The organism is Phnomibacter ginsenosidimutans, from assembly GCF_009740285.1.
Lineage (GTDB): Bacteria > Bacteroidota > Bacteroidia > Chitinophagales > Chitinophagaceae > Phnomibacter > Phnomibacter ginsenosidimutans.
Window position 1 is genome coordinate 2971704 of the sequence record NZ_CP046566.1, and the last position, 15189, is coordinate 2986892.

At 46.5% G+C, this 15189-nt stretch carries 7 protein-coding genes and 1 pseudogene; all 8 read right to left on the bottom strand.

Annotated features, from left to right (window positions below; translation table 11 throughout):
• Window positions 1-13: 13 nt before the first annotated feature.
• Window positions 14-2997: pseudogene (locus GLV81_RS12805) on the bottom strand (DUF6298 domain-containing protein).
• A 78-nt stretch (window positions 2998-3075) separates the two neighbouring features.
• Window positions 3076-4719 carry a pectate lyase family protein gene (locus GLV81_RS12810; protein ID WP_157479211.1) on the bottom strand — a complete coding sequence of 548 codons (1644 nt, stop codon included), beginning with the start codon at window positions 4717-4719 and terminating at the stop codon, window positions 3076-3078.
• A gap of 107 nt (window positions 4720-4826) precedes the next feature.
• Window positions 4827-5735 (bottom strand): hypothetical protein, encoded by a 909-nt coding sequence (locus GLV81_RS12815; protein WP_157479212.1) that lies wholly within the window; start codon window positions 5733-5735, stop codon window positions 4827-4829.
• A gap of 30 nt (window positions 5736-5765) precedes the next feature.
• Window positions 5766-7580, bottom strand: a complete 1815-nt coding sequence (locus GLV81_RS12820) for a RagB/SusD family nutrient uptake outer membrane protein (protein WP_157479213.1) — start codon at window positions 7578-7580, stop codon at window positions 5766-5768.
• Between the two features lie 21 nt (window positions 7581-7601).
• Window positions 7602-10745 carry a SusC/RagA family TonB-linked outer membrane protein gene (locus tag GLV81_RS12825; protein ID WP_197428298.1) on the bottom strand — a complete coding sequence of 1048 codons (3144 nt, stop codon included), beginning with the start codon at window positions 10743-10745 and terminating at the stop codon, window positions 7602-7604.
• 50 nt (window positions 10746-10795) lie between these two features.
• The gene (locus tag GLV81_RS12830) at window positions 10796-11512 is read right to left on the bottom strand and encodes a DUF3826 domain-containing protein (RefSeq protein ID WP_197428299.1); all 717 of its coding nucleotides are present in this window, start codon (window positions 11510-11512) and stop codon (window positions 10796-10798) included.
• Window positions 11513-11710: 198 nt separating this feature from the next.
• Entirely contained in the window at window positions 11711-14134 is a 2424-nt protein-coding gene (locus tag GLV81_RS12835; RefSeq protein ID WP_246185988.1) for a glycoside hydrolase family 2 TIM barrel-domain containing protein, read from the bottom strand.
• A gap of 24 nt (window positions 14135-14158) precedes the next feature.
• Entirely contained in the window at window positions 14159-15175 is a 1017-nt protein-coding gene (locus GLV81_RS12840; RefSeq protein ID WP_157479216.1) for a zinc-binding alcohol dehydrogenase family protein, read from the bottom strand.
• Between the last annotated feature and the right edge of the window lie 14 nt (window positions 15176-15189).

Sequence of the window (15189 nt, forward strand, 5' to 3'; positions counted from 1 at the left end):
CTAAATCAGTTATTCAATCTTGAACAGTGAATTGATGGGTGTTGCTGTTGTACACAATGGAAGCTTTGCCATTGCTCAGGATATAGACGCCTTCTTCTTTGCCAGATACAGGTTTCATGCCCGCAGCTTTTTCCAATATTGCTGCATCTATATTGGCAGGCAAAACGGGTAAGCTACCACCCGCCATCAAAACAGCAATTCCAAATTCGGGATAATTATCACCGCTGTACATCACTGCTTTCTCAGGAAACTTCTTTTTGTATTCGAGTACAGCACGGTACACTTGCCCGAAGCTGGTCTTTTTGGTTTCAGCAACCGTGCATGTTGGCGTGGCGCCAGGCTTACGCCACCAGCAGGTGCATACAAAGTGCCATCTGCCTGATAGTGCCAGTAGCGTATGTCGATAATGTTGATGAGTGCTGCATATTTGGGCTTCGCCAAAATACTATCCTGCACATCTTTTGTTGTGCTCAACGCAATGAGCGGTTGCTTGCCGGTTTCCTTTTTCCACTCTGCAATTACATCCAGCCAAAATTGCACAAAGTGCAAAGGACCGGTATATTCTTCGCTAATGCTGTGAATAACCGCATGGTTATTGCTGAAGTTATTGAGACACTGCTGTATGTATTGGCGGTGCAATGCTCTGCGAACCGGATGGCTGATGTCATAAAATTGTTCGGCGTAAAAAATGCGTTTGTCGCCTGCATAATTCACCGGCTCTACAAAACCTGTGTTATTGATATTGTTGGCCGTACGCCATGGAAAATCAGCATAGTGGGCTCCGGCTTCAATAATGTTGTGCTGGAAGTAATGATGTTGCAGCAATACCAAACCGTTAGCATCGGCTTCATTGGCAAATGATTGTAAACGGTTCCAATAAAAAGCATTGTACTTGGTCAAATCATACTTACTCAATCCATCCCATGCCGTGCCTTGGCCACTGCGGGCAAATGGCTGCTCATAAAATGGTGGCCACACTTCAGCATCCATTCTTCGCACCCGCTGATGATCATCTCTCCTTCTGTCGTACCAAAGACCATAGTTGTGTTCCAACATTACGGTGCCTGTCGCCTTCATGTCAACAGCCACTTCTTTAATATTATCGGTCAAACCTTTGCCGTAGCGTCCGGGTACAAAACGAGTAAGGTGCGGTTTGGCATTGGCAATGTCTTTGGCGCTAAGGCTACCACTCCACCATTGTACATTGGTACGTTTACCAGCCAGTAAATGGCCATCTCTTACCAATACCCCTTGCTTCAGTTGTGGAATTGGAAAGGGATCAGCTGGTCGGGAAACAATTTCTACAATATCAGTAATGGATGGTGCGGCAGTTGTTGTTACAGGCAACGCATTTCGTTTGGCAGCAGCTTCAATCCATGTCTTCAACAGTGGCTTGGGCTGCATGGCTTCTTTACTCAGTTGCAATGCCACCGCTACCGAAGGGCTACTACTCGCCTCCGTAGACACCGGCATCAGTTGTGCCAAAGCGGCTACATCTTTTTTCAAACGCTCTTGCAGTTGTGCATAGTACAAACTGCGGGGTTGTATGCTGTTGTTCGATTCGTTCCAGTAACCATCGCCTGCAAACTGACTCCAACTACCAAACGCCCAGTTTTGTGCTGTAGGTGGCTGATAGCAATCTATACGGGCTGCACTACAATTCCAAAACACACTGTTGGCAGCCGCCCACCCTGCACCATTTGCATCCTGTCCTCTGTTGTCAAAACGCAATGCGTTGCCATCTACAGTTACCACATCCATCAGCACTCCGCTTGCCCAGCTGTCTATGGCGCCGCTAAAGCTGTACGGCAAAATAGATTCACATTGAACAAATGCATTGGGGCCGGGGGCACAAAAACCTGCAGCAAAATCATGATAACCATTTTCGGCATAGCAGCGCTGAAACAAAGTTTGCTGGCCGCTGGTGAAGAAAGTATACCGACGTTGACCGCCAATTTCAGAAATGGGTTGTGAAGCAATACAATCTTCTACGGTGATGCGTTGTGCCGTTTCCAACACCCGAACAGCACTGCCTGCAAAATGCTGAAAACTCACCTGACGCACCCAACAGTCGACTGCATTATCAATGCCAATAGCATCCCAACGATGATCTTCGTCTTTTGCGTTGGCTTTGTTGTAAGCAGAAACGAGTTGCAGATTTTCCACACCAGATTGAGTGATCCGGCCGGGCCATTGTATCAACTGCACAAATGCAGCTCCGTATTGTACGTCCAATGCCGTAGTTATGGGTGCATCCAGCTCCAGCTGATGGCCATGAATAGCCGTGATGGTTCTGTCGAAAAACAAATCTCTTTCGCCCGGCTTCCAACCCAGCGCCGTAATGCCGCCACCAAAATGGTCGGTACCCAAAGTTTGTATCCATGCTGCAGTGGATGGCCGGTGAATGCGAACATGCTGCCCAACCTGATAGACAGCTACATCAGCCACTGTTACCAGCTTGCTATTGACTGGCACATACTTATCTGCAATGGCTTGCGTATGCAGCACTGTGCGTTTTCCTTCGCCGAACAGGCGCAGCAAGGTTTCGCGGCTGGTGCCGGTACCGGTAATGCGGGTGCCTTTTGCAAAGGCCCCACTACCCCGCAGCACCACACCCGATGAATCGATGCGCAAAGAGCCGCTCACTTTATACTCACCCGGCAACAATTGAACAGCGCCCCGAAAACCTTGTGCATCTTTCGGCATACCACTTACATAATCAATGGCCAGTTGAATGTTATCTGTGGCATCTTTTGCGCTAAGTGGCACATACACTTTTGCAGGTACTACGGGTATGTTTTGCTCAGATGCTTTGTAGCCACAATACGAAAAATCGGGAATGCGATTGCCCAATGTATCGGGCTTGTATTGAAGTTGTCCTTTCTCTACATACAATGGCGGCACAGGCTTCGCCTGCTTTTGCGCAAACGAAGCCTGTACTACCAGCAGCAGCAATGCTGCTGTAATCAAACGATATGAATATGCTACTCGAATCATGATTGTTCATTCTACTGTATAAAGCTATCCAAGGAATGAATGCCAAGCTGCATACAGTGCGAAATGTAACTGCGGATATTATTTAGCCGCTACAGCGGGTTTTACAGTTTTTACATCTACCACGCTGTTCAGGAAATTTTCAATATTGCTGTATCCGTTTTTCGCCAGCTTGCCAGCGTCGGCGGCATTGTTGGCGTTCAAACCCATTTTGATTTCGTAGGCATCGGGCATACCATCGTTGTCGCTGTCTTTGTAAGGCGTTCCCTTATACTCGGGATAGCCGCCTACCTGTGCAATATCAGTAATGATGCCTTGCTTGTAAGAATCGATTGGCAAACGACGATGCTTGAATTGCGTTTCGGGCAATTGCACATCAGCATTGTATTCAATTTTTCCGGTAGCTACTTGTTTTACAATACGGGCATCCACTGCATCACGGCGAGGCAAGGTGGCACCCGCATTGGCCAGCACATAGGTTTTAGCCTGCTCTGCACTCAAAATAGTGATGGGTGCCATAGGCAAAGGTTTGTGCCATTTCATAAATGCAGCGTACTCGCCGGCATCAGCTTGCTCTTCTACCTGCACACCACCATTCCAGTTGTCTTTGGTAATGGCAGGAAAACCTTCCATCACATTGCCATTTACATAAGCACGGCCGTATACTTTGTACTTGAGTTTGCTGCGGCCGCTTTCTGGTTTAAGAATGCGGTGACCCACATTGTTGTTGGGTGTAGCCGGACCGGGCTTGAAGTAATTGTTGATGATGTTGAACTGAGCCCTGTAATCGCCGCCATCTACGCTACGGTGTACCCAGTTGAAAATAACGTTGTTGGCAAAATTGAAAACACCGTTCCAGCCTACCGATGGATTTCGGCCGGCATTATTGGCCCAAAGGTTGCGCATAAACGTACAGTTTTCGCCACCCAGTGTGCTGCCAAATGCATGGTTCCAAGTATCGAGTGCTTCACCAAAAATGGAGTTTTGAATGGTGATGTTTACCGTGCCGAATTTGTCTTCAATTTTTCCGGTGCTGTCGTTGTACATATGGCGATACATGCTCATGTTTTCATCAAGGCCCCATGTGGCACTCACATGATCGATAATGATGTTGCCAATGGGGTTGCCACCAATGGCATCATCTCTGCGGCCCACCCAAGTTTCACCACGACGAAAACGCATGTACCGAATGATAACATCATGTGTGTTGATCCACACACTTTCGCCAGCGATACATACGCCATCACCAGGTGCAGTTTGACCAGCAATGGTGATGTAAGGAGCACGAATGATTAATGGTGTTTTCAAACGAATGATGCCTGCTACATTGAATACAACAATACGGGCACCACCTTGCTCACAAGCCCAACGCAAACTACCAGCGCCATCATCATTCAAATTGGTAACCACATATACTTTGCCGCCACGGCCACCAAAGCTGTATTTGCCACCACCTTCTGCACCTGGAAAAGCAGGTATATCTGCCTGCGGCAATTCATCTACTCTTGATGCCCAGGGAATATAAGGTTTACCTTGTTTGGCTTCTTGTTGTATAACGGGCCAGGCCAATTGCCACATGCTGTCGGAATGTGCATTGGCGGCTTTCATCAACGAGTCTGAAGTACGCTGAACGTCGGGTGGAATTTGCGGATACTGAGCACTGGCACACACAGTCATTAGCAACAACACAGCCAGTGATAGTAAAGATGTACGATACATTTTCATAGTCGGAATATATTAAGGTTAGACGTTTTTCAGCAGCTAAACAGACCGTTATAAAAAAGAGAAAGTGATAACACTTTCTCTTTTGATTGCTTGTGTTATACCCATTGTTATTTCTGCACTTTTACATCCACTTCAATCTGGGTAGCCTTGGCCGGAGAATCCTGATTGACATAGCGAATGAGGATGGCACCAAACTTACCGGCTGCTGTTCTGAAACCGATGACATTGCTGCCGCCGGAAGTACTCACAGTGGTTACTTTAGAAGCAGTGCCTGAGGTCATGTTATTCCTGATTAACGTATTGATAGCGCCGCTTGAAGTAAGACCAGTCACAAAGTTGACAGACGTTGGCATCTTCTTAAATACAGTTGCGTTTTTTGTCCAGGTGCTGAGGTCGTAAAAATTGAGTTGTGGTTGTGCACTATTCAATGCATAAATAGTATGCTTATTAGCCACCAGCGTATCATAATAGTAACCAAAATCAACATACTGCGAAATCACTGCACCATCGTTGTAGCTGTATACTCGGCCATCACGGGAAGAGTAAAAACAGGTGTTGGTTTTTGCAGTGCTGTCAGGCACTTGCAATATTCTGTACGACCAGAAATAGAAATCAGGCTTCACGGTTACTTTCAACAGTTTGCCACCATCACCCATAAATGTTGCCTGCGCATTGCGGGCCAGTACACGGTAGGAGTAATCGCCGGCCACACTATCAGCACGGTAGCCTTTGGTAGCGCTGAAAGTTTTACCACCCGTTACATTAAAGGTATCAATGCGTACACCGTTTTTCTGTATTTCGATATACGTAATTGGCTCTGGCGAAGTGACGGTAAAATCGAAAAAGATACTATCCTTTGGGTTCACTTCTTTGTCTGCCGTAACAGCAAATTCATTGCTGCTTTTGTAGTCCACTGTTACATCGTATGCATCAATGGGTTCTACTTTTTTCTCGCAGGATACAGCCATCAGTAACAAGGCCGACACCGCTATATATTGATGTAGTTTGAAAGTCATATCTCAAAATTTAAATGTGGTGAAGGATGATTACTGCAACGGATCGAATGTGCCGCCTGCCCAACCAATGGTTTGTGCCATTACATAGCTCGATTGGTTGAAGATATTCGGCAATGGATAGAAGTAGTAACGGTCCGGAATACTGATCACATTAGAACCTTCAAGCGATGCAACTGCAGAAGTAAACATGGCAGACAGTACTGCAGGGTTGTTCAGGTTGGCAGTATCACGTGGCTTCACACCAAATGCATCTGGTTTATCCAAATAAATACGACCAGCTACTGTACCTGTACCGGCATAGTATGGTGGCTTAGGTGTATAACGCAATGACTGACGGGCAGTGAGCATGTTCAGATTGCGTGTACGGCGCAGGTCCCAATAACGCTTGCCTTCCATGGCAAATTCTACACGGCGTTCTTCCAAAATAAGGCTGCGCATGCTGGCTGCATCAACAGCTACATCCAAACCATAATCGAAAGAACCCTGAATGATACCGGCACGTTTGCGAATGTTGCGCACCATATCTTTTGCTTCGGCCAAGCGATTGGTTTCATTGGCACATTCCGCCAGGTTCATCACTAATTCTGCAAAGCGGAACTCTACCCAATCCATACCGCTACCGCCGCCGGTGTTGCTGTTGTACAAAGCTTGTGAAGCAGCAAGGTTGGGGTTGGTAATGCGTTTGCAATAAAAACCGGTAACAATGGTACTGGCCGACTCATCGAGTACGCCTACGTAGCTCCACTGCTTGCGGCCTGCTTTGTTGCTAAGTGGCCATACACCACCGTTGTAGGCAATAGAGGCATCAAAACGAGGATCACGGTTTTGCCAGAACATGGTAGCATTATACCCGCTTGATGCATGACTGATGGGCAAACCATTGTTCATGGTATAAGACTGAACGAGGTTCCAGGTTGGCTGGTTAGAACCGCCGCCGCCACCTTCAGAAAAAGGACGGGTAATGTATTCAAGGTTGGTACCACGGCCGGGGCTGATAGACACGGCATCATGCTTACGCACCAGCATTACTTCTTTGTTGTCTTCAGTTACAAAAATGTTTGCGTAAGTAGGAAACAACAGGTAACCATGTGCTACAGCAGTATCATAAGCCGCTTTGTTGGCCTGATATGCAGCTTCCCAACGAGTAGAGATGCCAGTGGGATTGAACTGGGGACTGGCCCAATACAACAACACTTTTCCTTTGTATGCCATCGCTGTTGCTTTGGTAATACGGCCAATGTTGGCACCGGTCCAAGTGCTGGGTAAATAAGCGGCAGCAGAATCCAAATCGTTAGCAATAGCGGCTATACATTCACTGGTTTTTGAACGAGGTACATTCAGGTTTTCTCCATCTAAATCCTGCGCTTTTAAAATGAGCGGCACACCGCCATACAGCGACACCAAACGGAAGTAGACAAAGGCCCGCATGAAGTAAAACTGACCTTTCAGCGGATTCTTAATAGCATCGGGCAATGCGCTGCTGTTCAAACCTTCGATGGCTACATTGCAACGGCGGATATCGAAGTAGCGGTTGGTAGTACCGGTTGTGCCAGTACCAATGTCCGTTACAGAGTTTTCAACCAACTGGCCATACAAGAATGCGGTGTTGGCGTTGTTGAGTTCATCTGATGTATTGTGTATGCCACCAGCAGCAGGCCAGGTGGGCAGTACCAAATCGTAAGTACGGTTGAGGAACAAACCAATGGCACCTGCATCATTCCAAATGCGGGAATCAATACCATTCGGATCTTCAATTTCGAAGAAATCTTTTTTGCAAGCTGTAAGCGATAGCGACAACGCACATACCACCAATGCAAGGCTTGCTATTTTATTGTTCATTTTCATAATGCTGTTTTTTGGCAATCATTAAAGGGTTACGTTCAGACCAAGTGACATAGAACGCAATGTGGGATAGCTGGCGAAGTTTGAGGTATATGGATCCTTGTATTTCAGCGGATTTACGATGTTCCACAAGTTGGTACCGGTAAAGAAGGCACGAAACTCAGGAATGCGGTAACGCTCAGAAATCTTTTTAGGCAATGCATACGACAACACCATGTTGTTGATACGGCTTTGCGTACCACTAACCGCCCAGAAGGTAGAGTTTTCACGGGCCAGCGGAGCATCAGCACGTGGGAACTGCGCATTGGGGTTTTCTGGTGTCCAGTGGTCGTTCCAGAAAGCAGGTGCATTTTGTGTAGTGGTCGGCACTTTTCTGGCTTCAGAATCGTAGAAGCTTTTGCCACCCAAACGCAGGTTCATGTTCATCTGCAGTTTGATGGTTTTGTACGCTACGCCGAAGGTCATACCAAACGTAACAATTGGTGTGGTACGATCGAACATAGTGGTAATGTCGTTATCGTCAATTCTGCCATCACCATTGATGTCTTTAAAGTTCATGAAACCAACCTGTGGCTTTTGGCCACCAATCAGGTAGTTTGGATTCTTCGCCAGCAAGGCATCAATTTCGTCTTGTGTACGCAGTATGCCAGTGGCAATGTACCCGTAGTTGTTTCCGTTGTATTTGCGTGGATCACGACCAATAGAAATACCCAGTTCGTTGGTGCCGTAAGTACCCAAACGTGCAGGGTTGTAATACGATTGCAAAATCTGACTGTTTCCGAAACCAAAGTTTACATCAGCATTGAATGTCCAGTCTTTGCGGAAGTACTCACGAAAACCAATGCTAAACTCATGACCCCAGCTAATGCTACGACCGTAGTTTACCACAGCAGTGTTGATACCGGCTGTTGGAGGCAATACACCATTTTCCAAACGGTCGAAACCATCATAGTTGTAGCGGTGGAAGAAGTCGTAGGTAAAGTTGAGTTTGTTACGCACCAGGTTCATATCGAAGCCCACGTTGAAGGTTCTGGCTTTTTCCCATGTAATGTTGGGGTTGGGCGAAACGTTGGGGTCTAAACCATTGGTAACAGTGGTACCAAACAGCATACCGGTGGTTTGCGTAAAACGAGCCTGCCACAAGCGGTTGGCTACGCGGTCTTCACCCACCAAACCGTAGTTGGCACGCACCTTCATGTAATTGATAAAGGGGAATGCATTTTCGAAAAACTTTTCATCGCTGATTTTCCAACCCAAACCAACTGATGGGAACAAACCCCAACGGCTCGATGGTGGAAAGTTGGCAGATGCATCATAACGGGCAATGATTTCTACCATGTACTTGCCTTGCAACTGATAGTTGACACGGCCCAGGTATGACCGCTTGGCAGAGTTGGTGTAAGATGGGTTACGAATGGTTTGGCCATCATTGCTGAATGCCCAAAACTGATCGACACCGCCCACAAGTTGTCCGTTTTTATAAAAGAAAATGTTTTGTGTGGTGCCTTCGCCCTGATCGAAGCCCAGCATCACATCAAAATCGCTGTTCTTGAATTTCTTGGCGTAACTCAGTGTACCAATTAACTGATATGTATTGTTGATATCAGAACCTTCGGCGAGCTGATCGGAGTTAGATACCCGCTGAAAAGGAGTACTGGCATTGAGGTTTTCTGTAAACAACAAACCGTTTTGACCACCACGAATAAAGTTGCCTACCAAGTATGGAGGAAAGTATTCTTTGCTGGTAGCATTTCTGTTGAGCTTACCAAACTGCACTTTGGCAGTAAGGCCTTTCAGGAAAGTAGGTTTGTATTCGAGAGATGCATTCACATTCAAACCTTGTGAATTGCCCCGCTTGTAGTTGCCGCTATTGAAGAGAGCCAATGGGTTCCAGTTGCCCGGAGGGTTTACACCATTCCAGCCTACGTAAGTGCCGTTAATTTTCATGGGCACCCATTGTGGTGTAAGGTAAATGGCACGGATAGACAAATCGTCTGTTTCATCGTTGGCACCTTTCAGCGTATTGCGGTTTTCTTTGCTAAAGTCAGAAGCGAAAGTGACGCTGGCTGTAAGGCCATCAATGATTTTTGCATTGGTACCCATACGGAAACCATATTTCTGCACACTGATATCGCCATAGTTACCGGTTTCGTTGTAGTAGTTACCACCGGCAAAGAAGGTAATGCGTTCGTTACCGCCGCTTACATTGATGGTGTGGCGCATCAGGTTAGAAGCCTTCCACATTTCATCATACCAGCTTTTGTATGGATTGGTGGCCAGAAAATCGAGATCGGCCTGGGAGAAACGCTGCGTGTTGGGTGCACCGGTGATGGCATAACCATCGTTCAGCATTTTAGCATGCTGATAAGCTGTCATCACTTTGGGAGTAACGGCTTCATCGGTTACACCATAGTAGCCGCTGTAAGAAATTTTAGGTTTGCCGGGCTTTCCTTTTTTGGTAGTTACCAGCACTACACCTTTTGCACCCGCAGCACCGTAAATAGCTGCTGAGGCATCTTTCAAAAAGTTGATGTCTTCAACGAGACTTGCATCGAGGTTGTCGAAAGTTTCTTTGTCTACAATGATACCATCAATAACGTAGAGCGGATCTGCAGTAGCACCCACCAAACTTGCACCAGCAAAAATGCTGGAGTTACGAATGTTGATAGAAACAGTAGAGCCCGGCTTACCAGAAGCAAAGTTTACACCTACACCTGGCAAGCGGTCGATCAATGCTGCACCAAGGCTAGATACAGGAATGTCTTCAATCTGTGCTGACTTAATGCTGGCAACAGAACCAATGACATTTACTTTCTTTTTGGTACCATAACCAATCACCACCACATCGTCCAGTTGGTCGTTGCTTTTGTTCATGCTTACCGAAATGCTGCCACCTGCACCAACTTTGCGTTCGTACACTACATAGCCTACATAAGTAAACGTAATCACCGACTCAGAAGAAGGCGCTTTTAAAGTGAACTGGCCTTTGTCGTTGGTAGCCGTACCGGAAGTGGTGTTTTTAATTCGTACCGATACACCTTCGAGTGGCTGTCCGTTATCTGCACTGGTAACGGTACCAGAAACGATCACATCCTGTGCAAACAGGCCGACCGCCATCAACAAAAATACGCTAAGTGCTAGCAGTTTTGGTTTTAGCATGTGCTTCATATATGGCATTTTACGGGTTTCCTATTATCAATCGTTGTGTGCAATGTTGGTTATTTGGCTTTGGCTTTCAACCGTTGCTGCCAGGCTTCCGTTTCTTTTTTTAAATCGTAACCTTCGGCAGATAAATAGTTGTTGATACGGCCTTTGTATTTTCCAAATACAGCGTGTTTCTTGTCAGACGATTCTGCATCCATGGCTTCTTCCCTCGCCTCTTTCAACCAATCATAAATTTTGGCTTTTTGCACGGCAGTCAGTTGCTGAATCATATCGAGGTAGGCAGCATAGGTATTCGGAAATACTTTGTACGTCATGCCATCTTTTACCTGCTCTACTTGTGCCGGCGTAAGCACAGCATGTAATTGTTGCAAATAAGATTGATGCTTTGCTGCCAACAGATTTTTCTTTTTCAATTCAATGGCTTGCAGTTGCACCCGCAATGCTGCCGTATTCGTACTGTTTGCTTTAGCTTGCTGAGTAGCCGCTTTTGCTTCTTCGTGAATTTCATTGATGGCGGCATATTGCAGCACTACTGTCTGCAATGCCTGATTGTAGTGTGTTGAATCTTGCACACCCAATGTGTTGATGATTTTAGCCGACCGCTCTGTAATGACTTTCAGGTAGTTGGCATCTTGCTGTGCAAAAGACAATAGAGAGAAAAAAATTGCTGCAAGGAAGAAGAGCATAAAACGTGCTGCATCTGCAGGCAACAGCTGATGGCCGCTGGCTTGTACAGACAGCACCCGGGCTGGCCGTTTCTTCATCATCATAGGAGGCAAACAATCTTTCATGGACATTCAACTGCAGCAAATCGGACATTTTCAGATGGCTTTTTACTGCTTTTTTTGACACACTAAAATTACTGGTGCCTCCCCCTTAAAAATGTACGGTATTGCTAAGTTGATGTACTATTTTCCTATAGCACCTGCTTTTTACGCAATCGTTTCCGTATCGTAGATGTGGCGTCATTACTGGCATTTAAGCGCAATAACAGCTGTAACGATACCTGCGGCTTTTACTGTAACGGTGATATTTCCCTGCCGCTCCGCAGATTGTACCACCACCAAAGCTTTCCCCTTCCACGTACGGCGCTGGTTACTTTTCAGCGATACTGTTTCGGCCTGAAAGCCATTGTCGGTGCCTGCCAATGTAGCGGCACCGGTTACAGTGGCAGAAATACTTACATCAGCATCGGGTACCACACGGCCCTGCGCATCCACCAACTGTACTTCTATAAATGCGGCATCTTGCCCATTGGCCTGCACTATTTTCCTATCTGCCAGTAAGCGAATGGCCACTGGCTTGCCCGTGGTGCTGGTGCTGGTGGTTTGTACAATCTTACCATCTTTCCAAGCAATCGCTTTGATGCTGCCAGGGGCAAAAGGTACCCGCCATTGCACATGCAGGCTGCTGTCTGTTTTGCTTTTTTTACCCAGTGACCTATCATTCAAGAAAAGTTCTACTGCATCGGCCTGGCTGTAGTAGGCTACCACATCCACCGTGTCTCCTTTCTTCCAGTTCCAGTGAGGCAGCACATGCAGCACCGGCTTGTTGGTCCATTCGCTTTGGTACATGTAGTACACATCCTTGGGAAAACCTGCCAAATCAATAATGCCGTAATAACTGCTGCGGGCCGGAAAGTTGTATGGCAATGGCTCGCCGAGATAATCGAATCCACTCCACACAAATCCGCCTGCGATATGCGGATATTTTTTTACCGCCAACCAGGCTTTTTCATGCGTGGCACCCCAATAAGCATAGGTATTGTCGTAGGCATTGCAGGTAGTATCAGCATAGCCGCCGGAAAAGTTTTCCTGCTCTTTAAAATTAGGCGGCCATACATGCATGCTATCGGCAGCGCCTACATACACCCCACGGGTACTGAGTGCAGAAGCGGTTTCGCTGGCAATGAATGATGCACCGGGAAAACGTTTGGGCAAATGCGGATAATCGTACTCCTTATAGTTGAAGCTCAGCACATCCAACGCATTGGATTGTGCGATGAAATTTTTCTCGAGAAAGGTTTCAGTGAGGGCACTGGTGACGGGCCGTGTAGTATCCAGCGATTTTACAATAGTACTCAAGCGACGGGCAATTACGGTGCCGCTGCTGTCAAACTGCTCCCGTATTTCATTGCCAATGCTCCACATAAATACAGAAGGGTGATTTCTGTCGCGGAGTACCATGGCCCGCAGGTCTTGTTCATGCCAATCATTAAACTGCAAATGATAATCGAACTTGTTTTTCTTTTTACGCCACATATCAAATGCTTCATCCACTACCAAAAAACCCATGGAATCACAAAGATCGAGCAATGTAGAGGCTGGCGGGTTGTGCGAAAAACGGATGGCATTTACGCCCATCTCTTTTAAAATGCGCAACTGGCGAATGGCTGCAGCTTTATTGAAAGCTGCGCCGAATACACCCAAATCGTGGTGCTGACAAACACCTTGAATTTTGAGTGGTTGTTCATTCAGAAAAAAACCTTTTTCGCTATCAAAGCGAAAACTGCGGATGCCCAAAGGATGTACTTGCTCATCTACCAACTGCCCATTCACTTCAATTTTAGTAATGGCTTTGTAGAGATACGGATGTTCAACCGACCATCGTACAGGCCTGGCGATACGCAACATATCAGCATACACCTGCTTGCCTTGATTCACTTTGCGCAATATGGGTGATTTACTGCTGGCTATTTTTTTTCCGCTGGCATCCAGCACATCAGTATACACATTCACCAATACGGCTTCATTATCCGCATTTCGAATATCATACTGAAAGCTCACCTGCGCATACTCATTGCTTACGATGGGTGTGGTCACAAACACGCCACCTTCATTGGCCAGCGAAACTTTATTGGTCGTTACTAATTGTACGTCTCTGTAAATGCCGCTACCACTGTACCAGCGAGAATCGGGCTGTGCCGAATTATCTACTCGCACTGCTATTACATTGGTGTTGCCGTATTGCAAATACGGTGTGAGGTCGTACGAAAAATTGACGTAGCCATTTGGTCGCTTACCCAACCAATGACCGTTGATCCACACTTCACTGTTTTTGTAAACGCCATCAAAATGAATACTGGTAATCTTGGTAGATGCCGATGCAGGCATGGTAAATGTTTTGCGATACCAACCAATACCGCCGGGCAAAGCACCCCCTTGGTTAGTTGCCGGAAAACGGGCTGAGAAATGACTTTCAATGCTCCAGTCGTGGGGCAATTGCAATGGACGCCATTTACTATCGTTGAATATAGTTTGGCTCGCCAGGCTATCATCACCTGCGTAAAACTTCCACCCTTTATTAAAAGACTGCACATGGCGAACCTGAGCCTGCAACAACAAACTACAGCACATCATCAAACCCAATATCCAAGTTGCTTTACGCATCATGCCTTTCTTTTTACCTGTTGAAAATTACGACAGTTCTACCATGGCTTTGATAACACCATTGGCAGGATTGATCCACGACTCGAATTGCGCTTTTACATCAGTAAAAGCCACCCGATGCGTAATGTACGTTGCAGGATCTACCAGTTTTTGCTGCATACAGCGCATTACATGATCGAAGTCTTCCTGCGTTGCGTTGCGGCTACTCATCAGTGTGGCTTCTCTTTTGTGAAACTCCGGATGCGCTACTTCCAGATTGCCTTTTTGCAAACCCACCAACACATAACGGGCCCCATGTGCCATGTATAAAAAAGCGGCGTTGATGGCTTTCTGATTGCCTGTTGCATCAATCACTACGGTGGGCATATCGCCATTGGTGATTTCTTTCAATCGCTGCAGCACATCTTCAGTAGCCGCATTGATGGTATGTTTCACCGCCAGTTTATCCTTGCAGAAATCCAACCTCGTTGTATTCACATCCATGGCTATTACTTTGCCGCCGGCAATGCGGGCAAACTCCATAATGCCCAAGCCAATAGGGCCGGCACCAATCACCAACACAAATTCACCTTGCTGTACAGCAGCCCTGCGAATACCATGTGCACCAATTGCCAATGGCTCTACCAAAGCCAGCTCATCAAAGCTCATATCGTTGGCTTTCAGCAATGCTTTTGTAGGTACAGAAATAAACTCTTTCATGCCGCCATCTATATGTACCCCAAACACCTGAATGGCAGCACAACAATTGGGCAACTCATTGCGGCAGGCTACACACTCGCCGCAAGCAAAGTATGGCACAATCGTTACTTTATCACCGGGCACAAACCCTGATGACGGATCTACTTCTACCACTTCGCAACCCAACTCATGACCCAATACCCGTGGATACTGGAAGTATGGCTGCGTACCTTCAAAAGCATGCAAATCAGTACCACAAATACCTATGCGTTTTACTTGCAAAATAGCATGCCCCCGTTGTAATACAGGTTTGTTTTGCTGTACGTATTCAAACTGTCCGGGTTGTTGGCATATTAAAACATTCATGTGCAAATGATTGA

What these genes read in the sequence shown, in the direction of transcription:
- GLV81_RS12810 (WP_157479211.1), bottom strand. Translation starts at nt 4,719, where the DNA reads ATGAAAATGTATCGTACATCTTTACTATCACTGGCTGTGTTGTTGCTA.
- GLV81_RS12815 (WP_157479212.1), bottom strand. Translation starts at nt 5,735, where the DNA reads ATGACTTTCAAACTACATCAATATATAGCGGTGTCGGCCTTGTTACTG.
- GLV81_RS12820 (WP_157479213.1), bottom strand. Translation starts at nt 7,580, where the DNA reads ATGAAAATGAACAATAAAATAGCAAGCCTTGCATTGGTGGTATGTGCG.
- GLV81_RS12825 (WP_197428298.1), bottom strand. Translation starts at nt 10,745, where the DNA reads ATGAAGCACATGCTAAAACCAAAACTGCTAGCACTTAGCGTATTTTTG.
- GLV81_RS12830 (WP_197428299.1), bottom strand. Translation starts at nt 11,512, where the DNA reads ATGATGATGAAGAAACGGCCAGCCCGGGTGCTGTCTGTACAAGCCAGC.
- GLV81_RS12835 (WP_246185988.1), bottom strand. Translation starts at nt 14,134, where the DNA reads ATGATGCGTAAAGCAACTTGGATATTGGGTTTGATGATGTGCTGTAGT.
- GLV81_RS12840 (WP_157479216.1), bottom strand. Translation starts at nt 15,175, where the DNA reads ATGAATGTTTTAATATGCCAACAACCCGGACAGTTTGAATACGTACAG.